General features: G+C 60.3%; 16 protein-coding genes and 1 riboswitch. Of the genes, 5 read left to right on the top strand and 11 right to left on the bottom strand.

The genetic code is table 11. The annotated features are described in order from the left end of the window. The first annotated feature begins 124 nt into the window (after window positions 1–124). The 5 genes from AC0V6K_RS04580 (at window position 125) to mmsB (ending at window position 4804) form a co-directional block, all read left to right on the top strand. On the top strand, window positions 125–1270 hold the full coding sequence (locus AC0V6K_RS04580) for an acyl-CoA dehydrogenase family protein (RefSeq protein ID WP_472625222.1): 1146 nt from the start codon (window positions 125–127) through the stop codon (window positions 1268–1270). Between the two features lie 10 nt (window positions 1271–1280). After that, window positions 1281–2339, top strand: a complete 1059-nt coding sequence (locus tag AC0V6K_RS04585) for an enoyl-CoA hydratase/isomerase family protein (protein WP_472625223.1) — start codon at window positions 1281–1283, stop codon at window positions 2337–2339. Next, window positions 2336–2917: a hypothetical protein gene (locus AC0V6K_RS04590; protein ID WP_472625224.1), complete on the top strand. Its 582-nt coding sequence runs from the start codon at window positions 2336–2338 to the stop codon at window positions 2915–2917. Before AC0V6K_RS04585 ends, AC0V6K_RS04590 begins: the two co-directional genes overlap by 4 nt. Further along, window positions 2910–3716 carry an enoyl-CoA hydratase-related protein gene (locus tag AC0V6K_RS04595; RefSeq protein WP_472625225.1) on the top strand — a complete coding sequence of 269 codons (807 nt, stop codon included), beginning with the start codon at window positions 2910–2912 and terminating at the stop codon, window positions 3714–3716. Before AC0V6K_RS04590 ends, AC0V6K_RS04595 begins: the two co-directional genes overlap by 8 nt. Window positions 3717–3934: 218 nt before the next feature. Then, complete coding sequence (mmsB, locus tag AC0V6K_RS04600; protein WP_472625226.1) at window positions 3935–4804, top strand: 3-hydroxyisobutyrate dehydrogenase; 870 nt, start codon at window positions 3935–3937, stop codon at window positions 4802–4804. Here the strand turns inward: mmsB and AC0V6K_RS04605 are convergent. From AC0V6K_RS04605 to AC0V6K_RS04655, 11 genes are all read right to left on the bottom strand, one after another. After that, complete coding sequence (locus AC0V6K_RS04605) at window positions 4791–5516, bottom strand: Nmad3 family putative nucleotide modification protein (protein ID WP_472625227.1); 726 nt, start codon at window positions 5514–5516, stop codon at window positions 4791–4793. The genes mmsB and AC0V6K_RS04605 overlap by 14 nt on opposite strands. Before the next feature lie 10 nt (window positions 5517–5526). Beyond that, window positions 5527–7095: an aminomethyl-transferring glycine dehydrogenase subunit GcvPB gene (gcvPB, locus tag AC0V6K_RS04610; protein ID WP_472625228.1), complete on the bottom strand. Its 1569-nt coding sequence runs from the start codon at window positions 7093–7095 to the stop codon at window positions 5527–5529. Then, a complete protein-coding gene (gene gcvPA / locus AC0V6K_RS04615; protein ID WP_472625229.1) occupies window positions 7095–8468 on the bottom strand; it encodes an aminomethyl-transferring glycine dehydrogenase subunit GcvPA in 1374 nt (457 codons plus the stop codon). The genes gcvPB and gcvPA overlap by 1 nt, the downstream gene beginning before the upstream one ends. A gap of 46 nt (window positions 8469–8514) precedes the next feature. Next, window positions 8515–8886: a glycine cleavage system protein GcvH gene (gene gcvH, locus AC0V6K_RS04620; protein WP_472625230.1), complete on the bottom strand. Its 372-nt coding sequence runs from the start codon at window positions 8884–8886 to the stop codon at window positions 8515–8517. Between the two features lie 3 nt (window positions 8887–8889). Continuing rightward, a complete protein-coding gene (gene gcvT, locus AC0V6K_RS04625) occupies window positions 8890–10035 on the bottom strand; it encodes a glycine cleavage system aminomethyltransferase GcvT (RefSeq protein WP_472625231.1) in 1146 nt (381 codons plus the stop codon). Window positions 10036–10183: 148 nt separating this feature from the next. Then, window positions 10184–10285, bottom strand: a riboswitch (glycine riboswitch). A gap of 121 nt (window positions 10286–10406) precedes the next feature. Next, window positions 10407–11660, bottom strand: a complete 1254-nt coding sequence (locus tag AC0V6K_RS04630) for a serine hydrolase domain-containing protein (protein ID WP_472625232.1) — start codon at window positions 11658–11660, stop codon at window positions 10407–10409. 15 nt (window positions 11661–11675) lie between these two features. Further along, on the bottom strand, window positions 11676–12605 hold the full coding sequence (locus tag AC0V6K_RS04635) for a sulfite exporter TauE/SafE family protein (RefSeq protein ID WP_472625233.1): 930 nt from the start codon (window positions 12603–12605) through the stop codon (window positions 11676–11678). Between the two features lie 11 nt (window positions 12606–12616). Beyond that, window positions 12617–15247 carry a methionine synthase gene (gene metH, locus AC0V6K_RS04640; RefSeq protein WP_472625234.1) on the bottom strand — a complete coding sequence of 877 codons (2631 nt, stop codon included), beginning with the start codon at window positions 15245–15247 and terminating at the stop codon, window positions 12617–12619. Then, window positions 15247–16293 carry a homocysteine S-methyltransferase family protein gene (locus tag AC0V6K_RS04645; RefSeq protein ID WP_472625235.1) on the bottom strand — a complete coding sequence of 349 codons (1047 nt, stop codon included), beginning with the start codon at window positions 16291–16293 and terminating at the stop codon, window positions 15247–15249. The genes metH and AC0V6K_RS04645 overlap by 1 nt, the downstream gene beginning before the upstream one ends. After that, a complete protein-coding gene (metF, locus tag AC0V6K_RS04650; protein WP_472625236.1) occupies window positions 16290–17222 on the bottom strand; it encodes a methylenetetrahydrofolate reductase in 933 nt (310 codons plus the stop codon). The genes AC0V6K_RS04645 and metF overlap by 4 nt, the downstream gene beginning before the upstream one ends. Continuing rightward, the gene (locus AC0V6K_RS04655) at window positions 17219–18214 is read right to left on the bottom strand and encodes an ArsR/SmtB family transcription factor (protein WP_472625237.1); all 996 of its coding nucleotides are present in this window, start codon (window positions 18212–18214) and stop codon (window positions 17219–17221) included. Before AC0V6K_RS04655 ends, metF begins: the two co-directional genes overlap by 4 nt. Window positions 18215–18293 lie beyond the last annotated feature (79 nt).

An 18293-nucleotide genomic window follows, 5' to 3' on the forward strand; every position in this document is an offset into this window, starting at 1 on the left:
ACATATACGTCCCGCACCGCCAATCGGTTACGAAATTGCGCAGATTTTTCGCGGTAAGACGCAATCGAACAGCGTGCGCGTCCAGCCTTCCCACCGCCTTTGCGAACGGCTAAATCCCCTCCCCATGACAGGACAATTCGCACTCACCGAAGATCAGCTCGCGATCCAGGAAATGGCGCAGCGTTTCACCGCCGACAACATCACGCCGCATGCTGGCGAGTGGGATGAAAAGCACATCTTCCCCAAAGACGTGATCAAGCAAACCGCTGAGCTTGGCTTTGGCGCGATTTATGTCTCGGAAGAAAGCGGCGGGATCGGGCTTGGCCGTTTGGAGGCCGCGCTGATCATGGAGGCCATGGCCTATGGCTGCCCCACCACCAGCGCGTTCATCTCGATCCACAATATGGCTGCGTGGATGATCGACACGTTTGGCGGGCAGGAACTGAAAGACCGCTACCTGCCTGATCTGATCTCGATGGAGAAAATCGCCAGCTATTGTCTGACCGAGCCGGGCAGCGGGTCGGATGCGGCGGGTCTCAAAACCAGCGCGGTGCTCGATGGCGACCACTATGTGCTCAACGGCACCAAGCAATTTATCTCGGGTGGCGGCGTCAACGATGTCTATGTCACCATGGTGCGCACCGGCGACCACAAGACCAAGGGCATCACCTGCCTCGTGATCGACAAAGACACGCCCGGCGTCAGCTTCGGCGCACCGGAGAAGAAACTCGGCTGGAACGCCTCGCCCACCGCGCAGGTCATCTTCGAAGACGCGCGCATACCGGTCGCCAACCGCGTGGGTGATGAAGGCGAAGGCTTCCGCTTTGCGATGATGGGGCTGGACGGCGGACGCCTGAATATTGGAGCGTGTTCTCTGGGCGGTGCGCAGCGCTGCCTCGACGAAGCGGTGGCCTACACCAAGGATCGCAAGCAATTCGACACGCCTGTTGCCGATTTCCAGAACACCCAATTCATGCTCGCCGACATGGCGACCGATCTGGAGGCGGCGCGCGCGCTGCTCTATCTCGCGGCGGCCAAGGTCACCGACAACGCACCCGACAAATCGCGTTTCTCCGCGATGGCTAAACGCATTGCGACCGACAACGGATCAAAGATCGTCAACGACGCGCTGCAACTCTTCGGCGGCTATGGCTACCTCAAGGACTACCCCATCGAACGCTTCTGGCGTGACCTGCGGGTGCACTCGATCCTAGAGGGCACCAATCAGGTGATGCGGATGATCGTTGGCCGGGATTTGCTGCGGCAGTAGGATCAAGACAATGACTGACGACGTCCTCACCCGCAAAGATGGCCCCATTGGCCATATCTCCCTGAACCGTCCCAAGGCGCTGCACGCGCTCACGCTCGACATGTGCCACGCGATGAGCGCTGCGCTGACCGAATGGGCTGATGATGACGAAGTCAGAGCCATCATCATCGACCACACGGAAGGTTCGCGCGGTTTTTGCGCGGGCGGCGATATCGCCTTCCTGCGCAATTCGGCGCTCAATGATGACGGCGTGTCGGGGCGCACATTCTTCCACGACGAGTATCAGTTGAACCATCAGATGTTCACCTATGAAAAGCCCATCGTGGCTTTCATGGATGGGATCACCATGGGCGGCGGTGTCGGTATTTCGCAACCGGCCAAGTTCCGCGTCGCGACCGAGAACACGCGCTTTGCCATGCCCGAAACCGGGATCGGTCTGTTCCCCGATGTAGGCGGCGGCTGGTATCTCTCACGCCTTGGCGGGCGGCTGGGCCAATTCCTCGCGCTGACCGGCGCACGGCTCGATGGCGCGGAATGCCTGTGGACCGGGCTTGCGACGCATTATGTGCCGAGCGAAATGCTCGAAGACATCAAGGCACGCATCGCCGAGTTCCCTGATCGCATCGCTGGCATCCTGTCCGAACCCGTGGGCACACCGCCAGAAGCGCGGATTGAGGCCAACGCGCTCAAGGTTGCCAAGCACTTCGCATCCGACAGCTACGAAGACATCCTCGCCAGCCTCGAAGCGGCAATTGATGAAGGCGACGATTGGGCGGTGAAGGAGCGCGACACGCTTGGCACCAAGTCACCGCAAACCTGCAAGGTCGCGCTGCGCCAATTGGCCGAAAGCGCGACGCTGACCGACTTCGCCGACAATATGCGCATGGAATACCGCATCGCATCGCGCGTGCTCACCCGCCCCGACTTTGCCGAAGGTGTGCGCGCGGTGATCGTCGACAAAACCAATGATCCAAAGTGGGACCCGGCTACGCCGCCAGAAGTGAGCGAGGAGCTGATCGACAGCATCTTCGTCCCGCTGCCCGCTGATGAGGAGTGGAAGCCGCTTTGAGCGCGCTCCCCGCCATCGCGCTCCTCGCGGCACAGGCATCGCAACCCGCGATGACCATCAATGACATAGAGCTGGGTCCGGCAGAAAAGTTCACAACCCAAGGCCCGGCAACCGTGTGCATGAAGGAGCTAGTGATCCGCCCCCAAGAAGGACAATCAGTTCAGCTCGCCTATTCGGGCATCCATCACGGTTCGCTGCTGTTCAACGTGTCACCTACGGAAACGATCGAGCTTAGTTTGGGAGACAATTGGCGGGACTTTCGGAAGGCCGGACAAAGGCCGCTCTGGCGCGGAAACCGGATGGAATTCTATCCGATCACAGGTTTCGGCGACGATGAGAAGTTTCAGATCGAAGGCTATGGGATAAAGGACAAGTATGACTCCGCACCCCGTATTCTGGTCGAAGGCGCGTTTCTGAAACGCAAGCGCGCGGACAAGAAGTATTTCAAACGCGTGAGCTTTCAAAGGCCGGACAAGGTCACATGCGACCGGCGCTATGATTTCGGCTGGAGTGTTCTATTGGACGGCGACCCGTTGGACGTACGAACGGAAGCCCAGACACAAACTGAGGATGATTGAATTGAGCAGCTACGAAACCATCACCGTCGAGAAGAACGCGAAGGGCACCACCGGCGTTACTCTGATGACGCTCAACCGGCCCAAGGCCTTGAATGCGCTCAACTCCAAGGTTCTGGAGGAATTGATCGACGCGTTTGCAGACTACCAAGCCGACGCCAGCCAGCTTTGCGCGGTGCTGACCGGATCGGGCGACAAGGCCTTTGCTGCCGGAGCCGACATCAAAGAGATGAGCGAGAAGGCTGCGGCGGATTTCTATCTTGATGACTTTTTCAGCCCGTGGAATTCCGAGATCGTCAAGAAGACCCGCAAGCCGTGGATCGCCGCAGTGAACGGCTTTGCACTGGGCGGCGGGTGCGAGCTCGCAATGATGGCGGACTTTATTGTCGCATCGGACAACGCGAAGTTCGGCCAGCCCGAAATCAAGCTGGGCGTCGCGCCGGGCATGGGCGGCTCGCAGCGCCTCACCCGCGCGATTGGCAAATCCAAATCGATGGAAATGTGCCTGACTGGCCGGATGATGGGCGCCGAGGAAGCCGAGCGAGCAAACCTCGTCGTGCGGGTGGTGCCGCAAGCCGACCTGCTCGCAGATGTACTCAAGACAGCCGCGACCATCGCCGCAATGCCGCCCATGGCTGCGATTGCGAACAAGGAAATGGTCAACGCCGCGTTTGAAAGCTCGCTCGATCAGGGCCTGATCATGGAACGCCGCATTTTCCAGATCCTCACCGCGAGCGAGGACAAGGCCGAAGGCATGGCCGCGTTTATCGAGAAGCGTGAGGGCAACTGGAAGGGGCGGTAGGTGCTCATCGGCTTCGGTTTACTCATCGCGGCTTTCGCTTGTGGCCGTATCGGGGTGAGCGGGTTCGAGCCCTTACCTGCCGACCGAAAGATACGCGAGCATTCGAGCCACAGCACAGCCTTTTATGGTCACCATCCAATCCGTTTCATTAGCCTTCTTGGAACGGGCTTTTTGGGTGTTGCCGGGCTAGACAGACTATTCTGAGCGGGAGAGACGCTATGAAAATCGCATTTATCGGCCTCGGCAATATGGGAGGCGGGATGGCCGCAAACCTTGTGAAAGCCGGGCATCATGTGCTTGCCTTCGACCTGTCAGAGGATGCGCTGGCCCGCGCCAAAGAGGCTGGCTGCGACACATTCACGAACGTGCGCGAGGCTGTGCAGAGCGCCGAAGCGGTTGTCTCAATGCTGCCCAATGGCGGGATTGTGAAAGAGGTCTACACCAATGATGTGATCGGCCATACGCCGCACGCTGCAACGTTAATTGACTGCTCCACCATCGACGTCGCAACCGCCAAAGAGGTGGCCGACGCTGCGCATGCAGAGGGCTACAAGATGGTCGATGCGCCCGTTTCCGGCGGGATTGCAGCGGCCAATGGCGGCACATTGACCTTTATGGTCGGCGGCGAACGCCACGCCTTCGAGGCCGCCGAGCCGGTGCTTGCCGCGATGGGCAAGGCGGTGATCCATGCGGGCGATGCAGGCGCGGGTCAGACGGCTAAAATCTGCAACAATATGCTGCTCGCCATCACCATGATCGGCACCGCCGAAGCAATGAAGATGGCAGAGAAGTTGGGCCTCGATCCGCAGAAGTTTTACGAGATCAGTTCGCAGTCATCGGGCTACAACTGGTCATTGAACGCCTACACCCCGCTGCCCGGAGTGGGTGTCGAGAGCCCGGCGGACAATGGCTATGCAGGTGGCTTTGCGACCCCGCTGATGGTCAAGGATTTGCGCCTTGCGATGGAAGCGGCTGAGACAGCGGACGCGGCAGTGCCCTTGGGTTCTCGCGCAGCGGCTCTGTATGAAGACTTCCTTGGTGCGGGCAATGAAGCGCTCGACTTCTCGGCGATTATCAAGACTTATTGATCAGTCTGATCACCCGCTCAAGCCATTCGCGCGGGTCCTTTCTGCGGCCAATGTCGGCAACGAATTCCTGCCCGCGCGCGACCGAGCGCAATCGTCCGCCTCTGATCCAGCGGTCAGCGCGGTCGTGATAGGATAGCCCGCCGCGTTTGAGCCATTCGGGGCGGTGCCACAGGCTCGGCGGCCCCTCTGGGACGGTCAACCGCAAGTCTGGGTGAGCCCGCTCCGCCACCCTTCCCTCACCGCGCCAGATCACATCATTGGCGCTGTGCATTTCGAGCGCGTGCGGATGCGCCACGTCCAGCATCTCTTGCGGCGCACCATCCGACAGTGCGATCACCTCCTCGACGCGCAGATAGCCAAAGATACGGTGATGCGGTTCGCCGGTATCTTCCTCGGCGAACAGGCCGAAGAACACGAACACATCGCCCATCCCGACCCCCTGCCTCTCAAGGTGGGTCTGTGCCGCGCTGTGCTGACCAAAAGCGCAGGTGCCTTCTGGCAGGAACATCGGATCGTGGTGGCACAGATCATCCGCGCCCAGCTTCCCGCGACTGGCTTTGGCGGCATGCTCACCCAAGCCCAGATCGCCGAAAGTGGTGTGCGATGCCGTTCCCGCTGGAATCGGCAGCGAAAGCGGACGGCCATCGACAATCGGCGAAGGCCCGCCCCCCGCGCTGCTGTCGAATCCTTTTCGGCTGAAGACGATCTTCATGCGCTGCGGATTACTCCGCTGGTTCGGTCCATGCCAGCTTCGGCTTACGCGCTGCCATCGTCTCGTCCAGACGTCGACGTGGTGCATAATAGGGCGCTTGCTTCAGCGTCTCGTCCCCGGCCAGAGCGCGTTCGACAACATGGCGGAACGCAGTGATGAACTGGTCTATGGTCGCCTTGCTCTCGGTCTCGGTCGGCTCGACCAGCATCGAGCCGTGGACCACGAGCGGGAAGTACACCGTCATCGGGTGATACCCCTCGTCGATCAGGCCCTTGGCCAAATCAGACGTGGAGAGATCGCCGCCGAAATCCTTATCGCCAAACAGCGCCTCGTGCATGCACGGGCCAGCATCGGCGTAGGGGGCGTATAGGATGTCCTCCAGGCTGCGCAGGATGTAATTGGCGTTGAGCACCGCATCCTCGGCAACCTGCTTAAGTCCATCGGCACCGTGGCTGAGCATATAAGTCAGTGCGCGGGTGAACATGCCCATTTGGCCGTGAAACGCGGTCATCCGGCCAAAGCTCTGGCCGCGCGAAGCCTCGCGTCCTTCTTCTTCGACCAATTCGAACGTGCCGTCATCATTGGAGCGCACAAATGGCAGCGGCGCATATGGCTTGAGCGCTTCGGAGAACACCACTGGACCAGAGCCCGGACCACCACCGCCATGCGGGGTGGAGAAGGTTTTGTGGAGGTTGATGTGCATCGCATCGACGCCAAGATCACCCGGACGCACGCGCCCGACAATGGCGTTGAAATTCGCGCCGTCGCAATAGACATAACCGCCCGCTTCATGGACGGCGTCGGCGATGGTGCGAAAGTCCTTTTCGAACAGACCGCATGTGTTCGGGTTGGTGATCATCACCGCCGCAACATCGGGGCCGAGGCGAGCCTTGAGAGCCTCTACATCCACTCGGCCTTCAGGCGTTGCGGGGATATCTTCGACCTTGTAGCCCGCGAAAGCGGCCGTGGCAGGATTGGTGCCGTGCGCACTCTCCGGCACCAGAACAACTTCGCGCGCATCGCCGCGGGCCTCATGGGCAGCGCGGATCGCGAGGATACCGCAAAGCTCGCCATGCGCGCCCGCCTTGGGGCTCATCGCGACGCCCGGCATGCCGGTCAGGGTCTTGAGCCATGTGCCAAGCTGGTCGATCACCTCCAGCGCGCCCTGCACCGATTGCTGCGGCGCAAGCGGGTGAATATCGGCAAAGCCCGGGAGCCGCGCCATCTTCTCGTTCAGACGCGGATTGTGCTTCATGGTGCACGAGCCAAGCGGGAAGAAACCGAGGTCGATCCCGTAATTCTGGCGGCTCAGGCGCGTGTAGTGGCGCACCGTTTCTGGCTCGGTCAGGCCGACAAGGCCAATCGTGTCCGCACGTTCCAGACCACCCAGGCGGTTCGGCGCACTGGCGTCTGCTTCAGGAAGGTCAACGCCGGTCGTCTCCGCGTGGCCAATCTCGAAGATCAGCGGCTCTTCGAGCATCAACGCGCGGTTGCCGGTCGTCGTTTGCGGGCCATTGTGCAGGCCATCTTCACTGACTTCCATCGAAGGCTTCCAGCCAGATTTGTTCGGGGCGTTCATCAGGCTGGCTCCTTCACGAGTGCTTCGAGCTCGGTGGCAAGGGTCTCGATATCGTCATCGGTGGTAAGCTCGGTCACAGTGACGAGCAACGCGTGCTCCAGCGCTTCAACACCCGGATAGAGACGCCCGAGCGACACACCGCCCAGCACGCCGCGATCGGCGAGATCGCGCACGATATCGCGTGCGGGCTTACCATCGAGCATAAGCGTGAATTCGTTGAAAAAGGCGTTGTTGAGCACGCTTACGCCCGGCACTTTCGCCAGACGATCCGAGGCCACACAGGCAAGACGGTGGTTCTCCGCCGCCAATTGCCGCAAGCCCTTTTCACCCAACAAAGTCATATGCGTGGTGAAGGCCAGCGCGCACAGACCGCTGTTGGTGCAGATGTTCGAAGTCGCCTTCTCGCGGCGGATATGCTGCTCGCGGGTGGAAAGCGTCAGAACGAAACCGCGCTTACCCTCGGCATCCACAGTCTCACCGCACAACCGGCCCGGCATCTGGCGCACATGTTTGGGGTCGCGCACCGCGAACAGGCCAAGATACGGCCCGCCAAATTGCAGGCCGACGCCCAGCGCCTGACCTTCGCCCACGACAATATCCGCGCCCATTTCACCGGGTGATTTCACCGCTCCCAGAGCCACTGGCTCGGTGTTCACGGCCACCAATAACGCACCCTTGGCATGGGCGGCTTCGGCAAGCGGGGTAAGGTCGCTGACACGGCCCAGAATGTCGGGATATTGCACGACGACACAGGCGGTTTCGTCATCGATCCGCGCGATCAGGCCCGACAGGTCGGGCTCGGCCTGAATGGCGGGCTGCGCGTCGGCGATGGTGTCGCCGGTGAAGTGCGCCATCGTCTTGACCACTTCGGAATAATGCGGATGCAGCGCACCGGAGAGAACCGCACGCTTCTTCTTCGTCACTCGGGTTGCCATCGCCACCGCTTCCCAGCACGCGGTCGAGCCATCGTACAAAGACGCGTTCGCCACCGCGCAGCCATAAAGTCGCGCGACCTGCGTCTGGAATTCGAACAGCATCTGCAGCGTGCCCTGCGCAATCTCGGGCTGATACGGCGTATAGGCGGTAAGGAACTCGCCACGCTGGATGACCGTGTCGACACTGGCCGGAATGTGGTGGCGATATGCGCCTGCGCCGAGGAAAAATGGCGCATCGCCCGCAGCAAGGTTCTTTCGCGCCAAGCCGGTCATATGGCGCTCAACCGCCATTTCGCTCGCATGCATCGGCAGATCGCGGATCGGCCCATCAAGCCGCGCGATTTCGGGCACATCGACAAACAGATCGTCAATCGAGGCAGCGCCAACCTTGGCCAGCATATCGCTGCGATCGGTGTCAGTGAGAGGGAGGTAACGCATTTCTTACTCCGGTGCTCCGTCCCGTGTTCGGGATTGGGGCGTACAATTAAAGATTATCGACGAACGCCTTGTACGCCTTGTCGTCCATCAGACCTTCAAGCTCGTCCTTGTCGCCGATGGTCATGCGGAAAAACCAGCCGTCTTCCTCGGGCGAAGAGTTCACCAGCGCGGGGTCGTCTTCGAGCGCGGAATTGCCTTCCATCACTTCACCGGTGATCGGGGCGTAGACGTCGCTTGCCGCCTTCACACTTTCGACCACCGCCGCATCGCCGTCTTTATCGAGCATCGCGCCCACATCGGGCAGTTCCACAAACACGATATCGCCCAGCTGTTCCTGCGCGTAGTCAGTGATGCCGACAGTGGCGGTTTCGCCTTCGATGTCGATCCATTCGTGTTCGTCAGTGAAGTAGCGTGGCATTGATTATTTTCCCCTGAAATAGCGATGCGGAACAAACGGCATAGGTGATACGGCGGCAGGCAGCCTTTTGGTGCGGACCTGACATTCCAATTCGGTGCCATCGGCAGTGTAAGCGCTGTCGACATAGGCCATGGCGATCGGCCGCCCGAGCGTGGGCGAGAAGCCGCCGCTGGTGACGGTGCCGACCTTGTTGTCGCCGGAATAGACATCGGCGCCTTCGCGTGCGGGCATCCGGCCATCGAGCAACAGGCCAACGCGTTTGCGGGCGAGCGTGCCCGCTTCAACCTCGGCCAAACGTGCGGCGACTGCCTTGTGCCCGTGATACCCGCCTTCGGTGCGGCGCTTCTTGGAAAGCGCAAAGGCAAGATCGGCGGTGACCGGGTCCATGTTCAGATCAAGGTCATGGCCATAGAGCGGCAGACCTGCTTCGAGCCGCAAGCTATCGCGCGCTCCAAGACCGGCGGGTTTCACGCGGTCATCGGCCACCAGCGCATCGGCGAGCTTTTCGGCGAGGCTGTTGTGGACCGATATCTCGAACCCGTCTTCGCCTGTGTAGCCCGCGCGGCTGACCCAAACATGGCCGCCTTCGAACTCGAAAAGGCCGGCGGTCATAAAGGTCAGTTCGCTGGTGCCCGGAAGGATGCCTTCCAGAACTTCTGCGGCTTTCGGACCCTGCAAGGCGAGCAGCGCGAAATCATCGAAATGGGTCAGCGTGATGTCATCAGGCAGATGTTCGCGCAGGTGAGCAATGTCGTCCCACTTGCACGCACCATTGACCACCAATGCGAGGTGCGGGCCGGTGTTGGTGACCATCAGATCGTCAATCACCCCGCCCGCTTCGGTCAGCAGCAGCGAATACCGCATCTTGCCCGGCCTGAGGTTTGAGATCGCGCCGGGCAGCAGCTTTTCGAGCTCATGCGCGGCGTCATCACCCTTCAGCGCGAGTTGGCCCATATGGGAGACGTCGAACAGGCTGGCGCTGTCCCGTGTCCAGTTGTGCTCGGCAACAATCCCGCCATGCTCGCCCGCATACTGGATCGGCATATCATAGCCCGCAAATGGGACCATCTTGCCCCCGCGCGCACAGTGCCACGCATCCAGCGGCAGTTTCGCAAGCGGCATAGCTTCTTCTGGGTTTTCGTCGCTCAAAATCGTATCCCTGAACAGGTGCAAGAACGCACCGATTGGTGCGCCGTTCCTGCCCCCTCTGTCGGGAAACCTGAGAGCTTCAGCGAGTGATTACCCGCCTCCCCTTCGGTGGCTTCGAGCAGCAGCTCGAAGCGCTTTCCAGAGTGCCAGTCTCCTCGCGGTCCATTTGCCTGAGAGTTTCCGGGGCGGTTGCTCCTTCGGCGCCAAATCCACCCTTACGAATGAACCCAGTCTCTCCCGCGAAAGACGCCAGAATCACTTCTGGTAGGCATTGCCGATGTTGCGCATGCGAAGGGGTGCGTCAATCGCACAAATGAACGATTCAGCCGCTTTTCACAGGCCAGCGCGTGACCCGTGAAATTATCGTGCGCTCACTTGGATTCTTTGGTCGCGAGCAGATTTTGCGCACGTTTCATCAGGTCCAGTTCCTGCTTGCTGAATCCGCCTTCATCCTCGGGACCCTCACGCGGAGGAACGGCCGTTATAAAATAGACAAAGCCTGTACCCACGCTCGGATTGAACCAAAGGCCAGACCTAAGACCGTATGCTTCCCCCGCATGGCCAAAGCGCATCAGACCATCGTTGAAGAGTTGATCAACGCACGCCTTTCCTGACCCTTCGATAATCTGAAAGCCCAGCCCGTATCGGCAAAAGAACTGTTGTCCGTCAGTAGACTGGAGAAGCGAAAACAGTACCGCATTCACACCAAGTTCGGAGAGGAAATTCTCATTTTTGGGCTTGAGCATCTCCTGCCCGATCTTGGCCAAATCCATCATCCCAATCCGCACCCCGCCCTGCGGCGAGAAGATCGAGGCGTTGGTGCCAGGCACGTAGGCTTCGAGATTGCACTCCACACCCTCTGCCACCGGCACGGTGCAATTGGGTGGGAGGTCAGCGGGCTCATCGCGCGCGACTTCGCCGGTGTTGCGGTAAAGGGTGACCGCGCGCTTTTGCATGTCCTCTGAACACCCGACCCAATTGGTGCACGCCTCCACTCTAAGCGGCCCGAACACGGTGCGCTGGAGAATGTGGTCGTACCGATCCCCCGTAGCCGCTTCGAGCACTGTCGCCACCACCGGCGAACCAAGGTTAGCGTATGCAAACGGAGCCTCGCCCGGCGGTGCATCCGCGTACCATGCCGCCGGGTCTTTCAGCTTGGCCTCAAGGCTTTCGCCCAGCGGGATCACATACCCAGCGCTGTCGCGCAGCCCCGAGCGATGACCGAGCAATTGAGCCAAAGTAACCTTGGCCTTGGGATGGTGCGGAGAGCGGACCTGCCAGCCGAGATAGTCGCCAACGTCCTTGTTCAGATCGACCTTGCCCTCATCCATAAGGCGCAACGTCGCCAGCGCCATGATCAGCTTGGAAATACTGGCAATGCGCACCGGATCATTGGCCTCGACCGGTTCGCCGCTCTCCTTGTTGCGCACGCCCTCAACGATCAGCGGAGTGATGCTTTCGCGATCAAATGCGACGACAACAGTGGCGGGAGACTGTGCCAACTCGCCTTGGCCCGGCGTGGTCGCGCAGGCGGAAACGGGTATGGCCATAGCGAGGATGGCAGCTGCGAGGCGTTTCATCATGCGGATTGCATCGCGCGGCAGGCCATCGAAAACAAGACCCACGCCTTCTTTGGTGCGTTAACTCACTTGCGCCAACAGCAAATAGAGCGCCGAGAGAATAATCCAAACTCCGCCCGCCGTTTTGAGCTTGCGCGGGCCAAGCCACAGGGCGATCGGGCGGGCCAGAAGCGCGCCAACCATCGCTCCGGGGGCAGCGAGCAGTACAATGTCCCACGCGATGATCCCGGCCTGCGCATTGACCAGCGTGCCCACGATCATGCTGATGGATGAGATCACGCAGGCGGTGCCGACGGCCAGCACCATGGGGAAGTGGCGCAGGAACAGGTAGAACGCGACCAATTCTCCAATCCCGACCGAGAACAGCGCAGTGATAAACCCGCCGGGGACCGAGAGCAGCGCGAGGACGATGTAATCCACCCGTTCCAGTTGCCTCCGTTCGGGTGCGTCTCGGTTCACCGTCCATGTCGCGATAATCAGCGCCGCGCCCAACGCGATGGAAAAGACCTTGTAGGCATAAAGGATCGTGCCACCATCAACGCGCGCCAAGGCTTGAGTCAGAAGCTGCAGGGGCAGCGAAATCGCCAGAACCATTGCGCAAGCGACGGCATAGTCAGCCAAGCGCGTCGACGCCTCCGTTGAGCCAGCAGGCAAAGCAGGCTGGTGAAGCAACCGATCGGTCCATCGCAGCGCGCCGACGCTCATCCCGAACGCCTGAATGCCCATGGAGACGGCGGTGACCCGCAGCGGATCAAGCTGCCATTCGCCTGCGCCCCGCAAGGCGTTGAACACCGGAACAAACACCACGCCGCCGCCGGTCCCGCTGGCATTGGCGATGATCGCGCCGATCACGCCGACGCCGGGCAGGAACCAAAGGCTGCCCCACGTGGACGGGTCTTTGGGCACTGCGAAAAGGGTGACTACAAAAGCGAGAACCAGCGCGCCAACGCTGAGCCACAGCCAATGCGAATAGGGACGGATGCGTTCCAATCGCGGGCGCCTCAATCGAGGTTCGGTCTCAGCCAGCGTTCGGCAGTTTCCAGATCAACGCCGCGCCGCTGCGCGTATTCTTCAAGCTGGTCGCGCCCGATACGCGCCACGCCAAAATACTCCGCCTCAGGATGCCCAAAATAGAAGCCCGACACCGCGGCAGTGGGCCACATGGCAAAGCTCTCGGTCAAGGTCAGCCCGGCGTTCTGCTCCGCTTCAAGCAGTTCAAACAGGATCGGCTTCAGTGAATGATCAGGGCACGCCGGATAGCCGGGTGCAGGGCGAATGCCGCGATATTCTTCCTTGATCAGCGCCTCATTGGTTAGTTGCTCACCCGGCGCATAACCCCACAGATCGGTGCGAGTGTGCAGATGGAGACGCTCAGCAAAGGCCTCGGCAAAACGATCAGCGAGAGCCTTCAGAAGGATGTCCGAATAATCGTCCTTGTCCGCCTGAAAACGCGCGATATGCGGCTCGATCCCGTGAATGCCGACAGCAAAACCGCCAATCCAGTCGCCATCGGGATCGATAAAGTCGGCAAGGCACATGTTGGCGCGATCGCGCGACTTCTTCACTTGCTGGCGAAGGAAAGGGAGCACAACGTGTTCCTCGCGGCGGACACGGTGGATGGTCACATCGTCGCCATCGCGCGCGCAGGGCCAAAAGCCCGCCACGCCGCGCGCAGTCAGCCATTTCTCCGCAATGATCTGGTCGAGCATGGCATTGGCATCGTCGAACAGCTGGCTTGCGGTTTCGCCGACCACTTCGTCATTGAGGATTGCAGGGAATGTCCCGTGCAGTTCCCATGCGCGGAAGAACGGCGTCCAGTCGATGTACTGGCGCAGGTCTGCCAGATCCCAGTCATCAAACGTGTGCACGCCCGGCTGCAAGGGCGGCGCAGGCTTGTCGCTGAGATAGGCGTCGTAATGGTTGGCGCGCGCTTCCTCGATGGAGAGCAACACGCTTTTCGATTTCCCCTCGCGCGCTTCACGCACCTTCACATAATCGTTTGCAGTTTCGCCGACGAATTCTTCGCGCTGAGTGTCGGAGAGAAGTTTGGAGGCCACACCCACCGCGCGGCTGGCGTCGAGGACGTGGATGACCGGCCCTTCATAGGACGGGTCAATCTTCAGCGCGGTGTGAACCTTGGACGTGGTTGCTCCGCCGATCAGCAGCGGCATCGACATATCGGCGCGCTGCATCTCTTCGGCGACGGTCACCATTTCATCCAGCGATGGGGTGATGAGGCCCGAAAGCCCGATCATATCGGCGTTGTTCTCATTCGCGGCTCTCAGGATATCCTGCCACGGGACCATCACGCCCATATCGACCACTTCGTAGCCGTTGCACTGAAGCACGACGCCGACGATATTCTTGCCGATATCGTGCACATCGCCCTTTACCGTGGCCATGATGATGGTGCCTTTGGCCTTGGCGCCTTCCTCTTTTTCATCCTCGATAAAGGGGATGAGGTGCGCGACCGCCTTCTTCATCACGCGCGCGGACTTAACGACTTGCGGCAGGAACATCTTGCCGCTGCCAAACAGGTCACCGACGACATTCATGCCGTCCATCAACGGACCTTCGATCACCTCGATCGGACGCCCGCCTGCCTCTGACGTCGCAGCGCGCATAATCTCTGTGTCGTCGACAATATGCGCGTCGATGCCTTTGACGAGCGCGTGCTCCAGACGCTTTTCAACCGGCCAACCGCGCCATTCGGCGGCTTGCTTGTCGTCTTCCTTGGATTTGCCTTTGAAGCTCTCTGCGAGGTTGATGAGCCGCTCGGTCGCGGTCTCTTCGCCTTCAACCGGACGCATGAGGATTACGTCTTCACAGGCATCCCGAAGCACCGGATCAATCGTGTCGTACACATCGAGTTGGCCCGCATTGACGATAGCCATGTCGAGGCCCGCGGGGATAGCGTGGTACAGGAACACGGAGTGCATCGCGCGGCGCACGGTTTCGTTGCCACGGAAGCTGAAAGATAGGTTGGAGAGCCCGCCGCTGGTCTTGGCGTGGGGGCACTGCTTTTTGATCTCGCGCACCGCTTCAATGAAATCGAGGCCGTAGCGGTCGTGGTCTTCGATCCCCGTCGCCACTGCGAAGATGTTGGGATCGAAAATGATGTCTTCCGGCGGGAAACCCTCGCCCACGAGCAGTTCATAAGCGCGTTTGCAGATTTCGACCTTGCGTTCTTTGGTGTCCGCCTGACCGACCTCGTCGAACGCCATAACGACAACCGCCGCGCCATAGGCTATGCATTTGCGCGCTTGTTCGAGGAACGGCTCCTCGCCTTCCTTCATCGAAATCGAGTTCACGATCGGCTTGCCCGAAACGCATTTCAGGCCAGCTTCGATCACGTCCCATTTTGAACTGTCGATCATCACCGGAACGCGGGCGATATCCGGTTCTGCCGAGATCAACTTCAGGAAGGTCGTCATCGCATGCTCTGCGTCGAGCAGGCCTTCGTCCATATTGACGTCAATCACCTGCGCGCCGTTTTCGACCTGCTGGCGCGCGACGTCGACGGCGGTGGTGTAATCATCCGCCATGATGAGCTTTTTGAACCGGGCCGAGCCGGTGACATTGGTGCGCTCACCCACATTAATGAAGCGCGCGGAACTGTTCTGCTGTGTCATCAGGCGGGCACCACGAAGGATTCAAGCCCCGCCAATCGCATCGCGGTTTCCGGATCAGGCACATTGCGCGGGGGCAGATCTTTCACCGCATCGGCAATCGCTTGAATATGCGCCGGGGACGAACCGCAGCAGCCGCCCAAAATGTTTGCCTGACCGTTCTCGGCCCACTGTTTCACCAGCGCCGCTGTCGTCTCGGGCATCTCGTCATACTCGCCCAGCTCATTGGGCAGGCCAGCGTTCGGATACGCCATCAACAGAGTGTCCGCGAGGCCGGAGAGAGACTGGATGTGCGGGCGCAGCTGATCCGCGCCAAAGCTGCAATTGAGACCAATGGTCACCGGCTTTGCATGGCGCACGGCATACCAGAACGCCTCCACTGTGTGCCCTGAGAGATTGCGGCCCGAAAGGTCGGTCAGCGTCATAGAGATCATCACGGGCACCTCGCGGCCCAAGTCTGCCTCAAGCTGCTTGCACGCCATGATCCCGGCTTTGGCATTGAGCGTATCGAACACCGTTTCGATCAGGATGAAGTCGCACCCACCCTCGATCAGCGCCGCGGCCTGTTCTTTGTAGACAGCGGTCAGCTCGTCGAAATCGATCTCGCGATAGCCGGGGTCTTCGACATCGGGACTGAGCGAAAGTGTCTTATTGGTCGGGCCAATGGCGCCTGCAACGAAGCGCGGCTTGCCATCTTTGGCAGCATATTCGTCTGCCAATTCGCGCGCGATCTGGCCGCTCGCGATATTGATCGCTTCGACCTGATCCTCCGCAGCATAGTCAGCCTGCGAAATGCGGTTGGCCGAGAACGTATTGGTCGAAATCACATCCGATCCCGCATCCAGATAGGACCGAGTGATATCGCGGATCACATCCGGCCGCGTGAGAGCGAGGATATCGTTGTTGCCCTTCTGATCTGCATTAAGGCCTAGGCTGCCTGCGTAATCCTCTTCGGTCAGCTTGCGTTCCTGAATCTGCGTCCCGAACGCGCCATCAAAGATCAGCACGCGCTCGGCGGCTGCGGTGTTCAATTGTTCCCGCGCTGTCATGCCGATGCTCCAACCGGGCGTTTGCCCAGCATGTGGCAGATTGCATAGCTCAGCTCTGCGCGGTTCAATGTGTAGAAATGGAACTGGCGCGAGCCGCCTGCATAGAGCTTGCGGCAAAGCTCCGCCGCGATGGTCGCGCTAACCAGTTGGCGCGCAGCGGGGCGTTCGTCGAGACCATCAAACAGCCCCTCCATCCATGCCGGAATGTCGGTGCCGCACATGCCGCTCATGCGTTGAACCGCCGCAAAGCTCATCACCGGCATGATGCCCGGCACAATCTCCGCATCAATGCCAGCCGCCGCAACCTTGTCCCGGAAACGGAAAAAGCATTCGGGATCGAAGAAGAACTGCGTGATCGCGCGGTCAGCACCAGCGTCAAACTTCGCCTTCAGGTTGTCGATATCCGACTGCGCATCCGGAGAGTCAGGATGCACTTCGGGATAGGCACCGACAGAAATCTCGAAATCGGCAACCTTTTTCAGGCCAGCGATCAAATCCGCCGCGTTCTCGTAACCACCCGGATGCGGGGTGTAATGCGAGGCACCGTCAGGCGGATCACCGCGCAGAGCGACAATATGGCGGATGCCCTCTTCCCAATAATGGCGCGCGACCTCGTCCACTTCTTCACGCGTCGCGTTGACGCAGGTGAGGTGCGCTGCTGCAGGGATGTTTGCCTCGTTCTGGATGCGGACGACCTGCTCGTGGGTTCGCTCGCGCGTGGTGCCACCTGCGCCATAGGTGACCGACACAAAGCGTGGGCCCAATGGAGCGAGTGTGTCGACACTGTTCCAAAGCGTTTCGGCCATCTTCTCGGTCTTGGGCGGGAAGAACTCGAAGCTGATATCGATATCGCCTGGCAGGCCGGAAAACAGCGGCGCGCCCAGCGCGGTGTTTGCTTCCTGAAGTTGGTCGAGGGTCGGGGTGTTCATGCGGTTTGCTCTTTGGCGGGGGTTGAGTGAGGGGGTGCTTGATCTTCACGGCGCTGACCGATCCAGATTTTGACGGTCAATTCGCCTTCATCGAGGGCTATCGGACTACGCGCGGTGAAGCCGGCATTGCGCAGGAGATCGCGCATCTGGCGGTCAGAAAAACCAAGGCGGGCGTGCTGATGGCGGCTGCGTAATTCTTCTTGCGTGTGAGCGGCGAAATCGACGATGGCGATGCGGCCACCGGCTCGTGTGACACGCGCCGCCTCAGCCAAAGGGATCGCCGGATCCTGCGCGAAGTGAAGCACCTGATGCAGCACCACAGTGTCGAACGCGCTTTCGGCAAATGGCAAATCGGTGAAGTCGCCCTGCACCAACTCGACCTGTGCGGCGGGAAGGTGTTGCAGCTTGGCGCGCGCGACGCGGAGCATTTCAAGGTTCTTGTCGAGAGCAACGACGTGATCAGCATGATCGGCAAACAACTCGGCGATACGCCCGGTTCCCGTGCCGATATCAAGCACATGACCCAGCGGCGTTTCAGAGAGAGTTTCGAGCAGGCTTTGCTCGACATGGGCATCGGCGCTGTGCCGCGCGCGCAGTTCGTCCCACTCGCCAGCGTGCTGAGCAAAGTACTCTTCAGCTGATGTTTCACGAGACGTGCGGATCGCAGCAAGCTTGCGTCGGTCATCTTCGCATTGCTTGGCGAAGTCAGCGTTTTCCTGTTCTGCCGTCGCCAGCAATTGCTCGACCGCTTCGACAATCGGGCTCGATGTGTCCGCGCCCGTGGTAGAACGCAGGAACACCCAACTGCCTTCGCGGCGGCGCTCTGCAAGGCCGGCGTCGCAAAGGATGCCAACATGGCGAGAGACGCGCGGCTGGCTTTGTCCCAGCACTTGCGCCAATTCGCCCACCGCCAGCTCCATGGTCGAGAGCAAGCGGGCGATGCGCAAACGCGTGGGATCGGCCAGCGCTTTGAAGATCGTTTCCACGGTCATAAGAGTGGATATAAAGATATTTTTATATGTGTAAATGCACCAAAGCAGCAATCGTGCTTGCAATGATGCCAAGAGGCTC

Source organism: Erythrobacter sp. S43, assembly GCF_057364955.1.